Source organism: Muriicola sp. (genome assembly GCF_049669965.1).
GTDB lineage: Bacteria > Bacteroidota > Bacteroidia > Flavobacteriales > Flavobacteriaceae > Muriicola.
In genome coordinates, this window is record NZ_JBATLB010000177.1 from 1 (window position 1) to 22,408 (window position 22,408).

Here is a 22,408-nt window from a genome sequence, read left to right on the forward strand (position 1 = left end):
GTGTTGTTCTTTGATATAACTACCAATAGCGGTGCTACTTACTACATTGATGATTTTGCGCTTTATGGAGCCGGAGGCGGTGAGAACGGTTGCTCAGGTGACCTTGTAGCAGCTACTTCAGTCCCAGTTGATTTTGAAGGTTGCGAAACATTCTTGGCCTCTCAAAATTTCGGAGGAGGTATAACTTCTCAGTTAATTGTCAATCCATTTAAAACGGGTATTAATACCTCAGATTTCGTATTGGAAGTTGATAAACCTACCGGATCAGATTTCTTTGCCGGTATACAAAATACTTTTGGAAGTAATTTTGACCTGACTACAACAAATGTATTTAAGTTAAAGATCTATTCTACAAAAGCTAATGCAATTTTCAGGTTTGAACTCCTGGCTGATCCGAATGACGGTAGTATTGGAAATCCAGTACCTGTTTACGCTACTGTAGCTAATGCTAATGAGTGGACCGAAGTTGAATTTACATTCACCGGCTTACCTGCAGGACCAACAGCCTACAACCAATTAGTTATCAAGCCGGACAATGATCAGACCGACAGTGCGATCACTAACGGAGCTACTTATTATCTTGATGATCTTACGCTAAATGCTCCTGGTGGAGGCGGTGGCAATACATTGGAAGATTGCGGTGGAGATTTGGTCAACGACTTTGAAACGGACGACAACAGCATATTCAACAACTTCGGTGGCGGTGTCGGTACAATTATCGACAATCCTGACACTTCGGTAAACACCAGCGCCAAGGTAGGGCAATACGTCAAGAATGCCGGAGAGGTGTTTGGAGGTATAACCATTGAGGTGGATCCGGACATCGATTTCAACGCCGGGGTGTTCTCCATCGACGTATCTTCTCAAGCGGTAAGACAACTGTTGTTTAAGTTGGAAGGCCTGAACATTGAGCAGGTGATTCCGACATCGGGAACAGGCTGGGAGACCATTACCTATGACTTCAGTTCTGTAGGAGGTAATATAGGCGCAGTGACCGCCATTACCTTGATCATGGACAATGGTACGGCCGGTGATGGCAGTGGCGACTGGACGATACAGTTCGACAACATAAGGTTGTGCAGTAACGGAAATACTGGCGGCGGCACCGGAGGTAATTTGGCCGGAAACGGTGATTTTGAGACAGGTACGGAAGCCCCCTGGTTATTATTCCAGAATGGAGGTGCCGCTGCTTTGGACAATACCATAAGTAATGGAGGAACCTGGTCTGGTAGGCTTGCTACCGGAGGCCCCAGTAACCCTGGTTTCAAACAGGAAAGGATAGGGGCAGGAACTGTGATGGCCGGTGATGTGGTACAGGTGCAATTCGACCATATAGGGTCTGTGGTGCAACCCGGAGCAGTATTTAATGTCTTGCTCTTCGGGGAAGGCGCCGGAGTGGTTTCGTTTACAGAAGTTCTCAATCCGGCACCGACATTGACCACAAGTTGGACGACCTATACAGCCAGTTATACGATTCCCGGAGGCACGGACGTTTCAGAAGGAGTCTCGGTACTCATCCAGGCTGTGTGTGGAGGAGATGCCGGATGTAGTGTAATTGCTAACATCGATAATGTAAGTGTAACGCTCAATCCTTAATTCATTAGATCCGGCTAACGGTCACGACTTTCAGTCTGCCGTTAGCCGGTTTTTATTTAAGCCTTGTAAAATTATGGATCGAATTTTAGATCCTGTGCCATCGTTCCTTCTTAGTATTTATAAGTATGATAAGGGATAAAAAAATGCCTTCTGATCAAAGTATTGAACAAAGTGTGGACACCCTGCTGGCGCAGATGACCCTGGATGAAAAAATAGGTCAGATGACACAGGTACGTCATTTTGAGGAAATCCCTGGAGATGCAATTTCTAACGGAGCTATTGGGTCTATTATTCATACTGAAGGGCCTTTACCCGGGAGTAACGCCGCATCATGGCAAGCTACATTTACTTGGTTACAAAAGAAGGCTTTGTCAAGTAGACTGGGAATTCCATTACTTTTTGGGGTAGACGCGGTTCACGGTCAGAACACCTACGAAGGTGCTACTATTTTTCCTCATAATATTGGCCTAGGTGCTACAAGAAATACCAAGCTTGTGGAAAAAGCAGCTGGCATTACCGCCCGGGAATCTAAAGCAACCGGATTTAACTGGGTGTTTTCACCCTGCGTTGCCATACCCTACAATGAAAAGTGGGGGAGGGTATATGAGGCTTTTTCCGAAAGTACGGAATTAACTGAACGCATGACAAGGGCATCTGTACTTGGTCATCAGGGAAAGCGTTTAGACCAAAATTCTATTATGGCAACTGCTAAACATTTTATTGGAGATGGAGCTACAGACAATGGCGTGGAAGGAGGAGACTGTTCATTGAGTCAACAAGAAGTCAGAGAACGTCTCTTGCCACCCTACCAAGCAGCGGTAGATAATGGTGTTGGTGCTGTTATGGCCTCTTTTAATAGCATGGCCGGTTTACCTATGCATGCCAACAAATATTGGATTACCGAGGTTCTTAAAGAGTCAATGGGGTTTAATGGAATTGTGGTTTCAGACTGGAAAGGTTATTCGCGTTTTGGAGAGAATGATATTATCAATGCGGGGATTGATATGGTGATGGCAGTAGATGGCGATTTTGTGATGTATCAAGAAGGTCTTAAAGCCGGGGTAGAAAATGGGCAGGTATCTCACGCACGTATAGATGACGCTGTTCGCAGAATTTTGCGTCAGAAATATAGTTTGGGTTTATTTGAAAATCCTTTTCCCAATTCATCATTAATACCTAAAATAGGAAGTGTTGAGCACAGGGAAGTGGCAAGACAGGCGGTGAGAGAATCACTGGTATTGCTAAAGAATAATGAGAGAATACTTCCATTGGACAAGAATGTAGGGAAGATCGTAGTGGTTGGGGAACATGCCGATAATGCCGGCTTACAATCTGGCGGCTGGTCTATTCATTGGCAGGGCTCTTCAGAAAATTATGCCGGTTCTACCACTATTCTTAGCGGAATAAAAAGATTAGCAAAAGGGGAAGTGATCTATGATATAGATGCTAGCAGTGATCATAAGGATGTGGATATTGCCATCATTGTAATAGGGGAAACCCCTTATGCCGAATTATTTGGTGATATTGGAGGTGAAATAGACGCCTATCAGTTGACCCTTACTGAAAATCATAAGAATTATATCAATACCTACATAAACAAAGGTGTGAAAGTGGTGACAGTGCTAATTTCTGGAAGGCCATTGGTTACAACAGAAATAATTCATCAATCCGATGCTTTTATTGCAGCCTGGTTGCCTGGATCAGAAGGGGACGGGATTGCCGAAGTGCTATTTGGAGACTACGGCTTTAAAGGAAAACTACCACATTCGTGGCCAAAGTCGGTCGAGGATTATCAGGGTAAATACGGTCCAAATTATTGGGATAGTGCCTATGCCCCTTTATTTCCCTTTGGCTATGGATTAGAATATTGATGTATTCAATTTATAAGGATACAGAGAACAAAACATAAGGTGTTGAATTGTAAAAATAAAAAGATAATGCAATGAGGACTCTGGTAAAAGCTATGTTTACGGTAATAGTATTGCTATTAAGCTATTCATGCAAAGACATAAAAACTGAACAAGATCAATCTCAAACAAAGAAAGAAGTGACAGCTAAAGATATTTTAGGGAATCCTGATTATTTGGCCATATCATATGGCGCATACAGAGAAAAAACGCGTGATCTCACTGTTCAACCAACACTCAGTGAGATTAAAGAAGATATGCGGATCTTATCAGCTATGGGAATACGGGTTTTACGGACCTACAATGTCCATTTACCGCAGGCCTTCAACATCTTAGTGGCAATAAAACAACTGAAAGAAGAAGATCCGGATTTTGAAATGTATGTGATGCTTGGGGCCTGGATAGACTGTAAAAACGCCTGGACCGGTGAAGAACCAAACCATGAAGTAGAGAGTGTTCAAAATGAGAGTGAAATAGCAAGAGCGGCGGCATTGGCAAATCAATACCCGGACATTGTAAAGGTGATCGCCGTTGGCAATGAGGCCATGGTAACATGGGCTACCAGTTATTTTGTAAGGCCCGGAGTAATTTTGAAGTGGGTAAATCACCTTCAGGAATTAAAGAATAATGGACAGTTACCAAAGGATCTGTGGATCACTAGTTCCGACGATTTCTCATCCTGGGGTGGGGGAGATACCAGCTACCATACAGAAGATCTGGAAAAATTGGTCAAAGCCGTAGATTATATCTCCATGCACACCTATCCCTATCACAATTCACATTACAACCCTGAATTCTGGAAGGTTCCGGACGAGGAGGAGGGACTTTCAGAAATGGAAAAGGTAGAAGCTGCCATGCTCCGTGCAAGAGACTTTGCGCAAGCCCAATACAAGGCGGTCTCAGAGTATGTGGCTGGTCTTGGGGTAGACAAGCCCATTCATATTGGTGAAACCGGTTGGGCCACTATTTCAGATGGTCATTATGGTCCTAAAGGCTCAAAAGCAACCGATGAATACAAAGAAGCAAGGTATTATGAACTCATCCGCGACTGGACGAACGCTGAGGGGATTTCGTGTTTTTATTTTGAGGCATTCGACGAAAAATGGAAAGACGCCCATAATGCCAAAGGTTCAGAAAACCATTTTGGACTATTTACGGTAGATGGTGAGGCAAAATATGTGTTGTGGGACATGGTTGATAGTGGAACTTTCAAAGGCCTTACAAGAAACGGGAACCCCATTGTAAAAACCTATGGAGGTGATAAGGAGGCTTTAATGGAGGAGGTACTTGTACCGCCGGCCAGAAATGAATAAGCAATTATTATATTGCGGGGATATTTAAAAACCAGAGAACGATCTTAAATTCCGAACTATGAGATCATTTAAACCATTAAAATTCATACTGATATTGGCACTGATACTAAACGCGTGTACTGATATAGAAACACTAAAAGTTGAAATTTTTGAAACTTCAGCAAATGGAAGTAAACTGAAGTCGATTCCAGAGTCTGATAGTAATGACGCAGCATCAAGTATTCTATTATTACCTGATGAGAAATTCCAAACCATCACTGGCTTTGGGGGCTCGTTTACGGAAGCTTCTGCTTCTTTGCTCAATAAACTTGGGCCAGAGAATCGCAAAAAGATTATCGATGCTTATTTTGGCGACGCAGGCGCCAGATACTCCCTTACACGCACCCATATGAATTCATGCGATTTTTCATTGAGCAATTATTCCTATGCCCCGGTAGAAGGAGATGTGGCTCTCGAACACTTTACCGTTGAAGAAGACAAAGACGATCTCATCCCATTTATTAAAGATGCCATGCAAGCCTCAACGGAAGGGTTTAAAATTGTTGCTTCCCCCTGGACCGCACCACCGTGGATGAAAGACAATAATGACTGGCGCGGGGGTAAATTATTGCCGGAGTACAATGAAAGCTGGGCGCTGTTCTTTTCTAAATACATCAATGCATATAAGGCTGAAGGCATAGATATATGGGGGTTTACGGTAGAAAATGAACCACTGGGGAATGACAAAAATTGGGAGAGCATGCATTATTCCCCTTCGGAAATGACAAATTTCGTAAGAGATTATCTTGGTCCCCGCCTGGAAAAAGACGGTTATGACGTAAAGATTTTAGGGTATGATCAGAATCGTGAACATTTGAAGGAATGGGTGGATGTAATGTTCCAAAATGAGGAATCTTCAAAATATATCGATGGTACGGCTATACATTGGTATGCAAGTACGGTCGACTATTTTCCCCAAGAACTGCAGTATGCTCATAACAAAGCACCTAATAAATACCTGATTCAACCGGAAGCCTGCGTGGATGCAGAAGTACCAAAATGGCAAGACGATGCATGGTATTGGTCCAAGGAAGCTACCGACTGGGGATGGGACTGGGCTCCGGAAAAAGACAAGCATTTACATCCCAAATATGCCCCGGTAAACAGGTACGCCCGTGATATCATAGGCTGTATGAACAATTGGGTAGATGGGTGGATAGACTGGAACATGGTCTTAGATACCCAGGGAGGGCCCAATTGGTTTAAGAACTGGTGTGTGGCTCCCGTCATTGTAGATCCGGGAAAAGACGAGGTGTATTTCACCCCCATTTATTATACCCTGGCGCATTTCAGTAAATACATAAGGCCAGGTGCCGTAAGGATAGGCTTTGAAAATACTGACGAGGATCTAATGGTCACCGCCGCCAAAAACCCGGATGGTTCCATTGCCGTGGTTGTTTTTAATCAGGGTACCGATGCCAAAAATTTTAATTTATCTTTAAATGAAAGTGCTGTGGCTATTCAAATTAGTGGCCAGGCTATTCAAACAATTATGATCCCTATTTTGTAAACAACTCAATCAGCTGATAAACTAACTAAAACCAATAAAATATGCCGAATATTAAAATTGCCGCAAGAGACAAAGTGCCTGTGGGCCAAAAAGCTGCCTTCGGAGCAGGTCATTTTATATTAAATATTTTACCTGGTACACTAGGTGTTTTTATTCAATTCTTTTTGCTGACAGCTTGGGGGGTTGATCCCTTATGGGCCGGACTGTTAGGCGGCTTGCCCAGAATATTTGACGCAATTACCGATCCCATTATGGGCTTTATCTCCGACAATACTACCTCCAAGTGGGGACGAAGGAGACCCTATATTTTTTTAGGGGCCATAATAAGTGGGGTACTTTTCTTTTTGATGTGGCAGCTAGATGACAATGCTTCCCAGTCTTATATCATTTGGCATGTGATGATTCTCCAAATTCTATTCCTCGTCGGAAATACCATGTTTGCAACACCTTTGGTAGGCCTGGGTTATGAAATGACATCAGACTACAATGAAAGGACCAGATTAATGAGTTTTGCAAACAGCATGGGGCAAATTGCATGGATGATCGTGCCTTGGTTGTATGTGATTATTCCGGATTCAGATACTTTTAATACCCAAACAGAAGGTGTCCGTACTATGGCCCTGATTGTAGGAGCAATGTGCGTGGTATTTGGAATTCTACCTGCCTTATTTTGTAAAGGAATTGATTCTTCGCATATGGCGAACCGGAAAAAGATCAATTTTAAAACGCTTGCGTCCAATATGAAAGAATTGTTTGCAGGAATTGTTCAGGTTTCCAAGAACAAACCATTTATGAAGCTATGTGGAGCCACGTTTTTAGTTTTTAATGGGTTTCAGCTGGTAGCAGCATTTGGGGTTTTTATCATAGTATTTTATATATACAATGGCAGTTATGAATTAGCGGGGACCTGGCCAGCATGGTTTAACACCATTAATGCGATGATCACTGCATTTTTGGTGATCCCCATAATTTCAAGAATGGCAGACAAATGGGGAAAGAAAAGGGCCTTTATAATTTCCACGATCTTGTCTATTATAGGATATCTTCTAAAATGGTGGGGATTTGATAAGGAGCTCAATGGTAAATTTAACGAAACGGGTTTTGGGGAAGGATTGAATTCTGCCATAGGTTCTCTTTTTGAATGGTTAAACCCAATACTCGATAATATTGGAATGTCTTGGTTCTCCATAGAGCCGGGTAGTGAGATTCCCTGGCTTATGTTTATCCCAATACCTTTGTTTGCTTTTGGAATGGGAGGTTTGTTTACCTTAATGATGTCTATGACAGCCGATGTCTGTGACCTGGATGAATTGGAAAATGGCATGCCGCGCAAAGAGGGTACTTTTGGCGCCATTTACTGGTGGATGGTTAAGTTAGGCCAGGCAATAGCGCTAGTTTTGGGTGGGTTGATTTTAAAGATCGTTGGTTTTGATCCAAATATTACGGAGCAAAGTCTAGAGACCATGAACAGACTTAGGATTGCCGACATAATTATTCCTTCCTTAACGGCAGCACTTGCAGTATGGGTAATGTGGAAATACGACCTTACGGAACAAAAGGCCAGAGATATTAAAGATGAGCTGGTAAGTCGTAGAGGAGAGATATAAATTTCAATACAATAGAAACTAGAAAGAATAATTAGATTTAAAAGATATGTCTTCAAGCAGGAAAGAAAAATATTTGGCCTTAGCATCACTAGATTATGCCGGAAAATCTACTAAAGATCTCAAGAAACTGGCCAGGAAGGTACTGGAAGGGGGGATGCATGGATTGTGTTTCAGTCCCTATATGGAAGGTCAAAAACCAGGGGATCAGATCTCCGAAGAACAAATTCGGCGAAGAATGAAGATCATTCAGCCCTATACGCAATGGATCCGGTCCTTTTCCTGTACGGAGGGTAATGAAGCAATTCCCCGAATAGCCAAAGAACTTGGTATTAAAACCATGGTAGGTGCCTGGCTGGGAGACGATCCAAAGATCAATAAACAAGAAGTTGAAAATCTGATTGCTTTAGCAAATGAAGGGTTTGTTGATATAGCCGCGGTTGGCAATGAAGTTATGTTGCGGGGAGATCTGACAGAAGATGAATTATTAAGCACTATTCAGCATGTACGGGAGGCTATTCCGGACATTCCGGTGGCCTATGTAGATGCCTATTACGAATTTGCAGAGCGCCCCAGAATAACAGAGGCCTGTGATGTTATTCTGGCCAATTGTTACCCTTTTTGGGAAGGCTGCGATATGGATTATTCCTTGCTATACATGAAAGATATGTACCAAAGGGCACTTCGCGCAGCAAATGGCAAAAAAGTAATTATCTCAGAGACGGGTTGGCCCGAAAAAGGTACCAGCCTCGAAGGAGCCTATCCTTCCTATGAAAATGCCTTAAAATACTTTATGAATACGCAAAAATGGGCGGAAGAAGATAATATTGAGGTATTTTACTTTTCATCTTTTGATGAATCCTGGAAAGTTGGAGCCGAAGGCGATGTAGGTGCCTATTGGGGCCTTTGGGACAAGGACGAACAACTGAAATTTTAAATCGGTACGCATAGTAGGGAAGGGTTTGTACTTTAACAACAAGGACCACAAATAGATGGAATCCGACTGCAGCCATACGAGGGGCTGGGATTAAAAAAGATAAGTATTCGTTTAGCGGAGAAATGGGTTGGTTCATTACGGCCGACCTATTTTTTACTTACATTTAAATACTCATTAGAACATTCTTTGCCCGGAACAACTAGTCAGCCAACCAACTAAATAACAATCCTATGGAAGCATCAGCGGGACAAGTAAAAATGAATAAGTCGTACACCGTACTAATCAGTCTTATCGTGGCACTTGGGGGTTTTTTACTAGGCTTCGATAGTGCTGTTATTTCAGGGGCAGTAAAAGGGATTACCCTATATTTTGAAATGACCGAATGGATGCTGGGCTTCTCGGTAGGATGCGTGGTCTTCGGTGCCATGGCGGGAAATTTAATGGCCGGTCCTGTAGCAGATCGTTTTGGTCGGAAAAACACTCTCATAGTCGTAGCAGCACTTTTTACAATATCTGCTACCTGGTCCGCCCTGGCTACCGGATATACAGAATTTATCATAGCCAGGATCATCGGTGGTGTAGGTATTGGTGGGGCCATTTTGATTGCCCCCATCTATATTGCCGAAATTGCCCCTCCAAAATTAAGAGGCAGTCTGGTGTCTTTTAACCAATTGAATATTGTCATAGGGATCTCTGTAGCCTATTTTTCCAACTATTTTCTGATCGATCTGGGGGACGATAGCTGGAGGTGGATGTTAGGGGTAGAAGCCATTCCGGCACTGATCTATTTTATAACCCTATGGACGGTTCCCAAGAGTCCACGTTGGCTCATTCAAAAGTTAAACAACGTAGTCCTAGCTCGAAAAATACTGAAGCGGATCGGCGGGGAAGAATACGCCGAAATCACTATTCAGGAGATTCAGCGAGGAATTGATAAGAAAGAGGAAAAAGGAAGACTTGCAGATATATTTAAAACTAAGTACGCCACCATTATGGTGATTGCCTTGGGAATTGCCTTTTTTCAGCAAATTACAGGGATCAATGCAGTGTTTTACTACGCCCCCACCATCTTTGAGCAGGCAGGCGGTAGCACAGATTCTTCCTTTCTCCAGGCCATAGTGGTTGGACTTACAAATTTGGTATTTACCCTTGTAGCTATCTGGCTTATTGACAGGTTGGGGAGAAAGCCGCTGTTGCTGATAGGAACCACCTTTATGACCATAGCCCTGCTAATGGCTACCTATGCTTTTAACAATGCCTCCTATGATTTCAACGATGCTACCTTAGAAAAGGTCTCCAATGTGGATGTGAAAATGGCACTGGCCGATCTAAATGGGAAGTCCTACGATGGGCAGGCAGTACTTTTTGCTGCCGTTTCGGAACGCCTCAATGAGGAGCAGTTTCTGATCTTTAAACGAAATGAGATCACCAATTTTATACAGATCAATGCAACCCTGGTTTTGATAGCCATATTGCTGTATGTGGCCTCTTTTGCCATTTCCCTGGGACCCGTTATGTGGACGTTGATCTCAGAGATCTTTCCAAGTAAAATTAAAGGGATCGCCGTATCGGTGGTTGGGTTTTTTAATTCCTTGGTCAGTTTTTCCGTAACTCAGGTATTTCCGTGGGAATTGTCAAACCTGGGTCCTACAGTGACCTTTGCGCTCTATGCGCTTTTATCTCTTTTTGCCGTATTCTTTGTGTACAAGTTCGTGATCGAAACCAAAGGGAAAACTTTGGAGGAAGTAGAAGAACTTTTGATAAGAAAATAACAGTTTGTATCCACAGCTACTATAAATGGTTTAATACGATGGATATAACATAAAATGACTGGTAAAATTATAGCAACAGATCTGAAATATACGACCCCAAAACCTGCCAAGGTAGAACTAGTGAAAACCGAGGGTGCATTTCAATTGCTGGTGAATAAGAAGCCCTTTTATATCAAGGGTGCCGGACTCGAATTTGGCGATATACCGTCGCTCGCAAAACACCATGGAAATTCTTTCAGAACCTGGCGCACAGAGAATGGGAGAAGGTCTGCCGAAGAAATATTAGATGAGGCACATACTTACGGGATAATGGTCTGCATGGGAATAGAAGTAGGCAGGGAGCGCCACGGATTTAATTACGATGACCCTATACAGGTGAAGGAACAATTGGAAACCATCAAAAAGGAAGTAAACCGATTAAAGGACCACCCGGCCCTGTTATTATGGGGTATAGGAAATGAACTTAATTTAAGGTATACCAATCTAAAGGTGTGGGATGCAGTGAACGAGATCTCTGAAATGATCCATGAAATAGATCCCAATCACTTAACTACCACTAGTTTGTCCGGGATTTTCAGAAAAGATGTACAAGGTATCAAGGAAAGATGCCCGGATCTGGATATTCTCTCTTTTCAATTGTATGGCAACTTGCCAATTTTACCGAGGTTGATACAGAAATTTGGATGGGAAGGACCTTATATTGTTTCAGAATGGGGAGCTACCGGGCATTGGGAAGTTCCTTTAACCTCCTGGGGAGCCCCAATAGAAGAAAACAGTACAGATAAGGCTGCTAATTATTTAAAGCGCTATGAGGCCGCGATAGCAGCAGATCCAACTCAATGTATAGGATCCTATGTTTTTTTGTGGGGAAACAAGCAGGAACGAACACCTACCTGGTATGGCATCTTCCTTGACAATGGGGAAGAAACCGAGGCTGTTGATGTGATGCACTACCTTTGGAATGGTAGCTGGCCGGAAAACAGGGCCCCTAAGATAGACTCCTTTCTCCTCAATGGGCACTCGGCTTATGAGAATGTGACCCTTCTTGCAAACAAAGAATACCACGCAGTTGCAAAGATCAAGACGTATCAGAACAAAGCTCTTCATTTCAGGTGGGAAGTGTTACCGGAAAGTACGGACCTGAAGGACGGTGGTGATTACGAAGAAAAACCGAATGCTATTGAAGGCGTATTAGAACAACCACACGGTCCCTCTATTGTCTTAAAGGCTCCTGTGGCAGGAAAGTATCGCTTATTTATGATAGCAACGGATAGTGACAAGCATTCGGCCACCGCTAATATTCCGTTTTTGGTGACCTAGGAAGTCCGTAAATTATATCGAAATAGTAAAAGAACAAAAGAATTAAATTACATAATAATTATCATGGGGAAAGGAATCAGAATAGGCGAGAACATACTTCAGACGGAACACGGGAAGGTCACGGGGAACCAAGTGATTATAGAAGGTGAACAATTTTACAGGATAGGCAATAGCAATGCAATGCGACCTTTCTTTATGAGTATTGTAAGTGAGTCTAACCATTGGATGTTTATATCTAGTAACGGTGGACTAAGTGCTGGCAGGAAGAACAGTGAGTATGCTTTGTTTCCTTACTATACTGACGATAAGATCACAGAGTCTTCGGAGATCACCGGAAGTAAAACCATTTTCCGAGTGGAAAAGGATGCGGACACCTATCTCTGGGAACCCTTTTCTGATAAGTACAAAGGGATGTATACTATCCGGAGAAACCTTTATAAAAACATATACGGGAATAAGATCATTTTTGAGGAGATCAATGAAGATTTACAATTAACCTTTAGCTATCAATGGAATTCCAGTAACCAATACGGTTTTGTAAAGCGCGCCAAGCTCACAAGCCAGGCTAATCAGGAAATAAAAGTGAACATCCTGGATGGCATTCAGAACATTTTGCCTTATGGTGTAACCACCGAGTTACAGAATACCCGGTCTAACCTTGTAGATGCCTACAAAAAGAACGAATTATTACCCTCATCGGGAATAGGTATTTATGCATTAAGCGCCATTATTGTTGACAAAGCTGAACCCAGTGAGGCGTTAAAAGCGAATGTAGCCTGGTCTCTTGGGTTTAAAAAAGCTACCTACCTTGTCTCTTCCCTGCAATTACAAGAATTCAGGGATGGGAAGTCTGTGTTGCAGGAGACAGATATTCGCGCCGAAAAAGGAGCTTATTTCGTGAATGCAGCTACAACCATAAAGGCCGGTGAGTCGGTAGCATGGACAATCATAGCCAATGTTAACCAAAGTGCCTCCGGAATTGCCGATCTCCAGGTATTACTAAAATCTCCTTCCAGGCTTGAAAAAGAGGTTATTGAAGATATCACTTTAGGTACTCAAAGACTAAGAGCTTTGGCCGGTGCGGCCGATGGTTTGCAGAGCACACAAGATAAACTAAGAACTTCCAGACACTATGCCAATGTGCTCTATAACATAATGCGCGGTGGTATTTTTGACCATGACTACGATGTAGAGAAAACCGACTTGCAAGCCTATTTACAACACGCGAATAAAAAGGTATTTGAGACTTTTTCGAAACAACTGGAAGAATTACCGGAAGTTTTTAGTGCACAAATGCTCAGGGAAATTTCTGTAAAAAGTAAGAATGCAGATTTTCAACGCCTTTGCACAGAATACCTGCCCTTAAAATTTAGTCGCAGACATGGAGATCCCAGCAGACCCTGGAATAAATTCTCCATAAATACGCGTAGTGAGGTAGACGGATCCAAGATCCTTGACTATGAAGGGAACTGGCGCGATATTTTCCAGAATTGGGAGGCCCTGGCACATTCATATCCCGAATTTATTGATGGAATGATTCATAAATTTTTGAATGCTTCCACCTTTGAAGGATACAATCCGTATCGGGTTACAAAAAGCGGATTCGACTGGGAAGTGATAGAACCCAATGATCCCTGGTCTTATATAGGGTATTGGGGAGATCATCAGATCATATATCTGCTGAAATTCCTGGAGTTCATAGAGGACTATTATCCGTCGAGGCTTTCCGAATATTGGGATAAGGCACTTTTTGTGTATGCCAATGTTCCGTATAAGATAAAAAGTTACTACGATACCTTAGCAGACCCCAAGGACACCATTGTTTTTGATCATGAGCTAGATCATAAGATAAATGGTTTGAAAGAAGAGTACGGGGCAGACGGCGCACTTATACGAGGAAAAAATGGGCACGTATACCATGTAAACCTCGTAGAAAAGTTATTGGCAACTATGCTGGCCAAGTGTTCTAATTTTATCCCGGAGGCCGGGATATGGCTAAACACACAGAGGCCCGAATGGAACGACGCAAACAATGCTCTGGTAGGAAATGGGGTATCTATGGTTACCCTCTATTACTTACGCAGATTTTTAGTAAAATTCAGGGAGATCGTAGAAAAAAATGCCTCTCAAAAAGTGGAGATATCAGAGGAATTATCACAGTTCTTCAAATCAGTAGTGCTTACGCTGGAGACTCATAAATCGAGTCTTGATGCTACCTTCTCGGATCATCAGCGACTTCAGATTATGGACGGACTTGGTATGGCCGGTAGTGACTATAGAGAACAAATTTATAATTCAGGGTATAGCGGCAGAAAAGTAACTGTTACAAAAAACGAATTACTACAATTTTCAGAAACTATCTTGCCCTACCTGGAACATTCCATAGACGCCAATCAGCGCGAGGACCACTTGTACCACTCCTACAATCTCATAGAAATAGCTCCCAAAAAAGGGACCTCAGTAGATTATTTAAGTATTATGCTCGAAGGGCAGGTAGCCGTGCTCAGTTCGGGTTATTTAGGACCGGAGAATGTACTGAACTTGTTAAATAACCTAAAACAAAGTGCCTTATACAGAAAGGACCAATTTAGTTATATACTCTATCCGAATAAGGAATTAGCGCGTTTTATGGATAAGAATGTGATCCCTGCTTCCGACGTCAAAAGATCTGAGCTCCTCACCCAATTGGTAAAAGAAGGTAACCGGCAGATATTGGAAAAAGATACCGAAGGGGTATTCCATTTCAATGGAAATTTCAACAATGCAAAAGATCTGAAACAGGCATTGGAAGCCCTGGAAAGTTCAGCGTATTCAAAATTGGTGGACAAGGAAAAAGAGCTGATCCTTGAGGTCTTTGAAGGAGTATTTGATCATAAATCGTTTACCGGGAGGTCTGGCACCTTCTTTGGGTATGAAGGCCTGGGATCTATTTACTGGCATATGGTATCCAAATTACTGCTCGCCGTAATGGAATGTTGTAAAAGTGCCATTGAACAGGGGGCCAATGAAGAAGTTGTGAACGGGCTAATAGCTCATTTTCATGAAATCAATGAGGGCATAGGGGTACATAAATCCCCAGAATTATACGGTGCTTTCCCAACGGATCCATATTCTCATACCCCGGCGACTAAAGGGGCTCAGCAACCCGGAATGACCGGGCAGGTAAAGGAAGATATCCTTAGCAGAATGGCCGAATTAGGAGTTGATGTCAAGGAAGGAAGGATTTCCTTTGGAGTGGGGCTGTTACAAAAAGAAGAGATCCTTGCAGAGGATCTGGAGTTTAGTTATATCGATTTATTGAATGAAGAGCGGTCTATTTCTTTAAGGCCGGGATCCCTCGCTTTTACTTATTGTCAAACGCCTGTCGTATATACCTTCGGGATGGAAAAAGGGATCGAAATTCAATTTATGGACGGGTCGGTACAGAATCAAACAGAAGTAATTCTGGACACGGAGACAAGTTCCAGAATCTTTCGAAGAACAGGGGAGATCAAGATGATAAAGGTTGCCCTGCCATTGGCAGAGGTTCCTGCTTAATGGATATTAATGAGGTAGTTTATCCATGACCAAACCGTAGACAAAGGTGCCCAATATGGCCCCTCCAATGACAAGTAACATACTCATCACCCCGGTACCCACCAGGATATACATAGGTCCGGGGCAGGCTCCGGCCAAAGCCCAGCCAAATCCAAAGATGGTGCCACCCAATAGATAACGGAACATCCCTTTATCTTTGGGGAGAATGATGATGGGTTGGTTCTCTATACTCTTGAGACGTATTTTTTTTATCAGAAATACGGCAATGATCCCCAGGAAGACTGCGGATCCGATAATGCCATACATATGGAAAGATTGAAACTTGAACATCTCAAAAATCCTGTACCAGGATACCGCTTCAGACTTTACAAGGACTATTCCAAAAAAGATCCCAACCAATAAAAATTTCAACAACTTCATAAAGAGAAAATCAAAGGGAATAATAAATGAATCATTAATAAGCCTCCGATAAAGAAACCAATAACGGCTATAAAGGATGGCCACTGTAAATTACTTAAGCCGGTAATAGCATGGCCTGAAGTACAACCCCCAGCGTATCGAGTGCCAAATCCTACTAAAAATCCACCTCCGATAAGGATGAGTAGTCCTTTTAAACTCCAGACAACACTCCAATCAAAAAGTTCTGGTGGCAGCAAAGAGGCACCTGCATCTTTGAATCCGAGTTTGTCAAGATCTGAAACTGTTTTAGGATTTAAATCGATCACCGAGCCATCAGACAAAAACGTAACGGCTAGGAAACCGCCAATGACGGCGCCCAATACCACGGCAAGGTTCCAGCGTTGTGCTTTCCAATCGAGTTTAAAGAATGTCGCGTATTTTCCCGCTCCGCCAATACTGCAAAAAGTACGCAGATTACTAGACATCCCAAAGGTTTTACCAAAGTAGATCAGGCTAATCATTACCAGAGATATTAATGGTCCGGAAACATACCACGGCCATGGTTTTAATAAGAATTCCATCAATAAAAATTTTTGCAAAGATAAAGGAATGTGATGCTACAACGGTGATTCTTGTTATAGAGGGATTTGAACAAATTTATATAGAAGGTGAAATGATCATTCCACACTATTCAAGTTTTACTGTTTTTCAAAGACCAGTCGCTGAAAACCGGGTAAATTCTGTCCTTCTGTACGTGTCAACACTGTGCCATTCAGTGAATAGCTGCCCTCAGCTCCCATAGAGAGAACGATCTGATTGTTTACCAGATCCCAGGTACCAGTCGTTGTTTTATTTTCTCGGCAAATAATTGAATACTGTTGGTTAGTGATAAAGGTGATATCTAATTGAACTTCAAATAAGCTAAAACTTAGGTCCTCCCTTATAATAATGCTGGCATTCATACAATCGAGCTCATCCAGTAAATTTTCAGAGAACACATCGTCACTGTTAAGATCCTGGGCAGGACTAATTTGGTATTCGGTGAGGTTATAAAGTCCGGTGACGGCTTCTAATTGTTCTTGTGAAATTTTTGGTTCTTCAGAAGAAGACTTGGAGCAAGCGCTAACTAGCAAAAGGAGTAGCGCTAATACTTTAAGATTGGACAACAGGAATTTCATAACCACAAATTTTTTTACAAAGATACTATTTATAGGTATTTACGGCCATATGAAATACCTGCATTTTCCAGGTACCGGTATCGCAACCGCCCAAGATCTGGCTTTACTGGCTTTTTGAGCCAGACTCAAAACAATTTATTTTTTTTCTGTAATCTTTACTGCTAAATGGGCGGTAAATTATTTTCACTCAGAATTCCAAGGAACTTTAGGTTGTCTAAGGTATTGCCCGTTTAAACTGTTATCTTAGAAGACTTAATTAAAAAAATGATGGCAGTATGGCAAATCAATACATAGACATGAACACGCTGAAATTCATACTTTTTGAGGTCCATAAACTTCAGGATGTCCTTGAACAGGAACGTTATGCGGCTTATGACGAAGCCTCCATAGATATGATGTTAGATGCTGTCAAAGATTTTGCGGATAAAGAAATGTTTCCCTATTTCAAAGAGATGGATGAAAATCCGGCGCATTATAAGGATGGGAAAATAGTGGTGCACCCACAGGTTAATAAATACATGAAGGCGGGTGGCGACATGGGCTTTATTTCGGGTTCCTTTAGCATTGAATCTGGCGGTATGCAAATGCCCTCCATGGCCGTAAATGCCTCTGCGTATGTTCAAGAGGCAGCTAATAACCAATTACCCGGTTATATTGGTTTAACTGTTGGAGCGGCAGAACTTATTACCCACTTTGGGAATAAGGAATTGAATGACACCTATGTGCCAAAGATGTTGGCAGGTAACTGGGGTGGAACTATGTGTTTAACAGAGCCACAGGCAGGGAGTTCGCTCTCCGATATCGTTACCATGGCAGTGCCAGATGGAGATGTTTATAAGATTCAGGGACAGAAAATATTTATTTCGGCCGGAGATTATGAGGGAGCCGAAAATATAGTTCATTTGGTATTAGCCCGAATTAAAGGGGCGCCATCAGGCACTAAAGGGATCTCATTATTTGTTGTTCCCAAGAACAGGCCGGCTACAGATGGGGGCCTAACTTTCAATGATGTAACCACTGTGGCAGATTTTCAAAAAATGGGCCAGCGGGGTTACTGCACCACACATTTATTTTTTGGGGATAAAGAAGATTGTAAAGGTTGGCTGGTTGGAGAAGCCCATCAGGGATTGAAATATATGTTTCTGATGATGAACGGTGCCAGAATTGGGGTAGGAAGGGGAGCTGCGGCAATTACTACAGCGGCATACCACGCATCCCTGCAGTATGCTAATGAAAGACCTCAGGGACGAAAACTTACCAGCTCCGGAAAAAAGGATGTAGATCAGGAACAGACCCTTATCATTAATCATCCCGACGTACGCAGAATGTTGTTGATGCAAAAATCGATATCTGAGGGATCTCTGAGCCTTATTTTATTAGCTGCAAAATATCAGGATCTTTCACTCTCATTAAAAGATTCTCAAGAACGGGAAAAGTACACCCTGTTGTTGGAACTTTTGACACCCATTGTTAAAACCTATCCTTCTGAAATGGGCAAGCTGGCAGTAGATCAGGGAGTTCAGGTCTTGGGAGGGTATGGCTTCTGTACAGACTATATCCTACAGCAATATTTGCGGGATATACGGATCTTTTCAATTTATGAAGGCACCACAGGTATACAATCACAGGATCTTTTGGGCAGGAAGATCCCCATGGAGAATGGCCGTGCCTTGCAATTATTGGCAGCAGAGATGTCGAAATCAATAGAAGAAGCAATGCATCATAAGGCTCTTCAGTCATACGCCAAAGAATTGGGAAAAAAAGTAATTGCAGCTCAAAAGGTGGTACAGTCTCTTTTGGAATATGCTCAGAAGGGCGATTTTCAACGCTACCTTGCCGATGCTACCGTTTTTATGGAGCTTTTTGGAAACATCACTGTTGGCTGGTTATGGTTAGACATGGCATGTAAAGCGGAAAGTGTTTTACGCTCCGGGAGTACTGTTTATTCAAAAGAATTCTTGCATGCCAAGATCCATGCTATGAAATTTTACTTTACCTACGAACTTCCTAAAACCACTTCTCTGGCCGAAATTCTGACCAATAAAGCAGGGCTAACGGTGCAGGACAATTCCAATATTTTTGCCTAAAAATAGCTAAGAACCGCGCTGTTAATGGTATTTAAGATGATATGTACATATGGAAACAATACAATCAAAATTTAATCTGAAAGGAAAAGTAGCTATTGTTACAGGCTCCAGCAAAGGGATCGGAAAGGCAATTGCCCTGGGCCTCGCAGAAAGTGGTGCAAAAGTGGTGATTAGTAGCAGAAAGCAGGAGGCAGTAGATACTGTAGTCGATGAATTCAGGGCAATGGGCTTTGAAGCGATAGGCATACAATGTCATATAGGAGATCCGAAGGAGCGTGAGGCACTGGTAGCCAGGACCATTGAAAAATATGGAGGCATAGACATCTTGGTAAACAACGCGGCGATCAATCCATATTATGGTCCGCTCGAAGGATCTGAAGAAGTTGTGTTCGATAAGATCATGGATGTGAATGTAAAGGCGCCCTGGTTACTATCCAATATGGTATTACCTTCTATGAAGAAAAAAGGAGCTGGTAGCATCATCAATATCTCATCGGTGGAAGGCCTGCGACCCGGATTTGGTCTTGGACTTTACAGTGCTACCAAAGCTGCCCTGATCATGCTGACCAAAAATCAGGCTAAAGAATGGGGTAGGTATGGCGTAAGGGCCAATGTGTTGTGTCCCGGATTAATTAAAACCAAATTCAGTGAAGGCCTTTGGAAAGACGAGAAACTGGTGGATAGGTTTACAAAATCCCTGCCTTTGAATCGAATCGCCAACCCTGATGAAATGGCCGGAATGGTCCTGCTTTTGGCCTCCGATGCGGGCTCGTATATGACCGGAGGAGTCTATGTAGCAGATGGGGGGTACATGGTGTCAGGATAAAAACAGTAAATTTTCAAAAAAAGAACACATGAATTTTGATCATAGTACCAGATCTATAGAATTACAGGAGAAATTAAATCACTTTTTTGATAAATACATTCTTCCTGTAGAGGAGGAGGTTACTAAATTCTACAGGGATCCTGAGAATAGCTGGCAAAAATGGCCGGGTTTGAATGCCTTAAAAGAGAAGGCCATGACAGAGGGATTATGGAACCTATTTCTGCCCAAAAGTTATGGCACCCTTAGCCCAGGCTTAAGTAATTTGGAATATGCCCCCCTTGCAGAATCTATGGGCAGGGTGCAATGGTCTTCAGAAGTATTTAACTGCAGTCCTCCGGATACAGGAAATATGGAAGTGTTAGCCCGGTATGGTACCAAAGATCAGCAAGAACAATGGCTGCGACCTTTAATGGACGGTAATATCCGATCTGCATTTTTGATGACAGAGCCAGAGGTGGCTTCTTCCGATGCTACCAACATAGAAACATCAATTATTGCAGAAGGGGATGAGTATGTGATCTCTGGAACTAAATGGTGGTCGTCTGGGGGAATGGACCCCCATTGTAAGATTGCTATAGTGATGGGAAAAACGGATTTTAAGGCCCCCAGACATCTGCAGCAAAGTATGATTTTGGTTCCCATGGACACCCCCGGTCTCACTATCAAAAGGGCATTAAGTGTTTTTGGGTATTATGACTCCCCGGAAGGGCATGCAGAGATCATCTTAGACAAGGTAAGGGTCCCAAAACAAAATATATTGCTCAGTGAGGGAAAAGGATTTGAAATTGCCCAGGGGCGGTTAGGACCCGGGAGAATACACCATTGTATGAGACTCATTGGTATGGCTCAACGGTCCCTGGAGCTTATGTCCCGGCGTGCTTCTGAACGCAGTCCCTTTGGAAGAACCCTGGATACCTATAGCAGCATTCGTCAGGAAATAGCCCGTTCTAGATGTGAGATAGAGCAAGCCCGTTTATTAGTATTGTCTGCCGCAGATAAGATGGACAAAGTGGGTAACAAAGAAGCCAAGGACCTTATTGCCATGATCAAAATTGTAACGCCCGCAATGGCTGTAAAAGTAATAGACAGGGCCATACAGATTATGGGTGGCATGGGTGTTAGCCAGGATACGCCGCTGGCTCACTTTTATGCGGCAGCCAGAACCCTGCGCCTTGCAGATGGCCCGGATGAGGTTCATATGAGTCAGCTGGGGAAAAACACCATTGCACAATATATAAGACCTTAAAAATGCCAGAGACGGAAGTGACAAGACCAGTCAGGAAAGGAGAGGAACTCAATGAAAAAGATCTCAAGAGGTTTTTATTTCAAAAAGGACTTATTGAGGATCAAAACAGTGAAATGAGTGTAGGTCAGTTTCAGAACGGGTATTCCAATCTCACCTATCAACTTACGATAGAGGAAAAAAAATATGTTCTGCGCAGACCTCCTTTTTCAGCTCCAAAAAGAGGACACGACATGGGGCGGGAATTTAAAGTGTTGCACGCCTTACACCAGCTATTCGATAAAACCCCTGAAGTATTTGCATTTACAGAGGATCCTAAAATACTAGGGGTGCCTTTCTATATCATGGAAAAGGTAGACGGCATAATTTTGACCACCAAGGAGGCCAGTGAAAGACAACTCTCGCCTTCAGAATTTAAGACTATTGCAGATACCTGGTTAGATGGTTTTGTAGAGCTTCATGGATTGGATTATTCAGCTGCTGGGCTGGCTTCTCTGGGGAGGCCCGAAGGATATGTTGCCAGGCAGGTCACCAATTGGGGGAAACAGTATCTTGCCGCAGCCACAGAAGAAGTCCCCAGTGCAAAAAAGGTAATGGCCTGGATGGAAGAGCATCAGCCAACACAGTATTCCTACAGTCTCATCCATAACGATTATAAGTATGATAATGTCGTATTTTCGGATGCGCACTGGAAGAAGATAGTAGCCGTTTTAGATTGGGAAATGTGTACCCTGGGAGATCCTATGATGGACCTTGGCACCTCACTGGGATACTGGACCTCTGAGAAAGACGCGGCCATCATGAAACAAGGACTCCCTTCCCCAACAGTGATGCAGGGCAACCCTTCCCGCACGGAGATAGTACAACAATATGCCCTTAAAAGCGGAAGAAATATTGATAATCTAACTTTTTATTTTGCATATGGCCTCTTTAAAATTGCGGTGATCGCTCAACAGATCTTTTATCGATATAAACACGGACATACCACTGATAAGCGCTTTGCCAATTTAAATCAGGTATCGGCACTTTCCTGTAATACGGCCTGGCAGGCCATACAGAAAAATCGGATAGATAATTTGTATTAAAACCAGGATAATGGCAGTTGCGTGGAGATGAATCAATAAATGTTAAAATATTAGT

General features: G+C 42.7%; 16 protein-coding genes. 13 read left to right on the forward strand and 3 right to left on the reverse strand.

All coding sequences use genetic code 11. The features are described 5' to 3' along the window. The 9 genes from WBM49_RS09520 to WBM49_RS09560 all read left to right on the forward strand — a co-directional run. Nucleotides 1–1,596, forward strand: a 1,596-nt coding sequence (locus tag WBM49_RS09520) for a carbohydrate binding domain-containing protein (RefSeq protein ID WP_424371818.1), incomplete at its 5' end; no start/stop codon positions are given. 143 nt (nucleotides 1,597–1,739) lie between these two features. Then, nucleotides 1,740–3,467, forward strand: a complete 1,728-nt coding sequence (locus WBM49_RS09525) for a glycoside hydrolase family 3 protein (protein ID WP_424371819.1) — start codon at nucleotides 1,740–1,742, stop codon at nucleotides 3,465–3,467. Nucleotides 3,468–3,538: 71 nt separating this feature from the next. Further along, on the forward strand, nucleotides 3,539–4,816 hold the full coding sequence (locus WBM49_RS09530) for a glycosyl hydrolase family 17 protein (RefSeq protein ID WP_424371820.1): 1,278 nt from the start codon (nucleotides 3,539–3,541) through the stop codon (nucleotides 4,814–4,816). Between the two features lie 58 nt (nucleotides 4,817–4,874). Further along, a complete protein-coding gene (locus tag WBM49_RS09535) occupies nucleotides 4,875–6,365 on the forward strand; it encodes a glycoside hydrolase family 30 protein (RefSeq protein WP_424371821.1) in 1,491 nt (496 codons plus the stop codon). A 41-nt stretch (nucleotides 6,366–6,406) separates the two neighbouring features. Then, a complete protein-coding gene (locus tag WBM49_RS09540) occupies nucleotides 6,407–7,972 on the forward strand; it encodes an MFS transporter (RefSeq protein WP_424371822.1) in 1,566 nt (521 codons plus the stop codon). 46 nt (nucleotides 7,973–8,018) lie between these two features. Then, nucleotides 8,019–8,906 (forward strand): glycosyl hydrolase family 17 protein, encoded by an 888-nt coding sequence (locus WBM49_RS09545; RefSeq protein WP_424371823.1) that lies wholly within the window; start codon nucleotides 8,019–8,021, stop codon nucleotides 8,904–8,906. Nucleotides 8,907–9,136: 230 nt separating this feature from the next. Continuing rightward, nucleotides 9,137–10,678 carry a sugar porter family MFS transporter gene (locus WBM49_RS09550; RefSeq protein ID WP_424371824.1) on the forward strand — a complete coding sequence of 514 codons (1,542 nt, stop codon included), beginning with the start codon at nucleotides 9,137–9,139 and terminating at the stop codon, nucleotides 10,676–10,678. Between the two features lie 54 nt (nucleotides 10,679–10,732). Further along, entirely contained in the window at nucleotides 10,733–11,998 is a 1,266-nt protein-coding gene (locus WBM49_RS09555; protein WP_424371825.1) for a glycoside hydrolase family 2 TIM barrel-domain containing protein, read from the forward strand. Nucleotides 11,999–12,061: 63 nt separating this feature from the next. Next, on the forward strand, nucleotides 12,062–15,535 hold the full coding sequence (locus WBM49_RS09560; RefSeq protein ID WP_424371826.1) for a hypothetical protein: 3,474 nt from the start codon (nucleotides 12,062–12,064) through the stop codon (nucleotides 15,533–15,535). Between the two features lie 6 nt (nucleotides 15,536–15,541). Here WBM49_RS09560 and WBM49_RS09565 read toward each other — a convergent pair whose 3' ends face one another. The 3 genes from WBM49_RS09565 to WBM49_RS09575 form a co-directional block, all read right to left on the reverse strand. Beyond that, a complete protein-coding gene (locus tag WBM49_RS09565; protein ID WP_424371827.1) occupies nucleotides 15,542–15,955 on the reverse strand; it encodes a DUF6691 family protein in 414 nt (137 codons plus the stop codon). Then, the gene (locus WBM49_RS09570) at nucleotides 15,952–16,515 is read right to left on the reverse strand and encodes a YeeE/YedE family protein (RefSeq protein WP_424371828.1); all 564 of its coding nucleotides are present in this window, start codon (nucleotides 16,513–16,515) and stop codon (nucleotides 15,952–15,954) included. The genes WBM49_RS09565 and WBM49_RS09570 overlap by 4 nt, the downstream gene beginning before the upstream one ends. A 117-nt stretch (nucleotides 16,516–16,632) precedes the next feature. Further along, the gene (locus tag WBM49_RS09575) at nucleotides 16,633–17,112 is read right to left on the reverse strand and encodes a hypothetical protein (RefSeq protein ID WP_424371829.1); all 480 of its coding nucleotides are present in this window, start codon (nucleotides 17,110–17,112) and stop codon (nucleotides 16,633–16,635) included. 275 nt (nucleotides 17,113–17,387) lie between these two features. On the opposite strand from WBM49_RS09575, the gene WBM49_RS09580 reads away from it, so the two are divergent. Genes WBM49_RS09580 through WBM49_RS09595 form a run of 4 tightly spaced genes read left to right on the forward strand, consistent with a single transcriptional unit; the run spans nucleotide 17,388 to nucleotide 22,353 of the window. Then, nucleotides 17,388–19,199, forward strand: coding sequence for an acyl-CoA dehydrogenase (locus WBM49_RS09580; protein WP_424371830.1), 1,812 nt, complete (start codon nucleotides 17,388–17,390; stop codon nucleotides 19,197–19,199). Nucleotides 19,200–19,248: 49 nt separating this feature from the next. Continuing rightward, a complete protein-coding gene (locus WBM49_RS09585; protein WP_424371831.1) occupies nucleotides 19,249–20,025 on the forward strand; it encodes an SDR family NAD(P)-dependent oxidoreductase in 777 nt (258 codons plus the stop codon). A gap of 28 nt (nucleotides 20,026–20,053) precedes the next feature. Next, on the forward strand, nucleotides 20,054–21,271 hold the full coding sequence (locus WBM49_RS09590; protein ID WP_424371832.1) for an acyl-CoA dehydrogenase family protein: 1,218 nt from the start codon (nucleotides 20,054–20,056) through the stop codon (nucleotides 21,269–21,271). A 2-nt stretch (nucleotides 21,272–21,273) separates the two neighbouring features. Further along, on the forward strand, nucleotides 21,274–22,353 hold the full coding sequence (locus WBM49_RS09595; protein WP_424371833.1) for a phosphotransferase family protein: 1,080 nt from the start codon (nucleotides 21,274–21,276) through the stop codon (nucleotides 22,351–22,353). The last annotated feature ends 55 nt before the right edge of the window (nucleotides 22,354–22,408 follow it).

Bases quoted from the DNA above. Each gene is read 5' to 3' on its own strand.
- WBM49_RS09525 (WP_424371819.1), top strand. From the start codon at position 1,740: ATGCCTTCTGATCAAAGTATTGAACAAAGTGTGGACACCCTGCTGGCG.
- WBM49_RS09530 (WP_424371820.1), top strand. From the start codon at position 3,539: ATGAGGACTCTGGTAAAAGCTATGTTTACGGTAATAGTATTGCTATTA.
- WBM49_RS09535 (WP_424371821.1), top strand. From the start codon at position 4,875: ATGAGATCATTTAAACCATTAAAATTCATACTGATATTGGCACTGATA.
- WBM49_RS09540 (WP_424371822.1), top strand. From the start codon at position 6,407: ATGCCGAATATTAAAATTGCCGCAAGAGACAAAGTGCCTGTGGGCCAA.
- WBM49_RS09545 (WP_424371823.1), top strand. From the start codon at position 8,019: ATGTCTTCAAGCAGGAAAGAAAAATATTTGGCCTTAGCATCACTAGAT.
- WBM49_RS09550 (WP_424371824.1), top strand. From the start codon at position 9,137: ATGGAAGCATCAGCGGGACAAGTAAAAATGAATAAGTCGTACACCGTA.
- WBM49_RS09555 (WP_424371825.1), top strand. From the start codon at position 10,733: ATGACTGGTAAAATTATAGCAACAGATCTGAAATATACGACCCCAAAA.
- WBM49_RS09560 (WP_424371826.1), top strand. From the start codon at position 12,062: ATGGGGAAAGGAATCAGAATAGGCGAGAACATACTTCAGACGGAACAC.
- WBM49_RS09565 (WP_424371827.1), bottom strand. From the start codon at position 15,955: ATGAAGTTGTTGAAATTTTTATTGGTTGGGATCTTTTTTGGAATAGTC.
- WBM49_RS09570 (WP_424371828.1), bottom strand. From the start codon at position 16,515: ATGGAATTCTTATTAAAACCATGGCCGTGGTATGTTTCCGGACCATTA.
- WBM49_RS09575 (WP_424371829.1), bottom strand. From the start codon at position 17,112: ATGAAATTCCTGTTGTCCAATCTTAAAGTATTAGCGCTACTCCTTTTG.
- WBM49_RS09580 (WP_424371830.1), top strand. From the start codon at position 17,388: ATGGCAAATCAATACATAGACATGAACACGCTGAAATTCATACTTTTT.
- WBM49_RS09585 (WP_424371831.1), top strand. From the start codon at position 19,249: ATGGAAACAATACAATCAAAATTTAATCTGAAAGGAAAAGTAGCTATT.
- WBM49_RS09590 (WP_424371832.1), top strand. From the start codon at position 20,054: ATGAATTTTGATCATAGTACCAGATCTATAGAATTACAGGAGAAATTA.
- WBM49_RS09595 (WP_424371833.1), top strand. From the start codon at position 21,274: ATGCCAGAGACGGAAGTGACAAGACCAGTCAGGAAAGGAGAGGAACTC.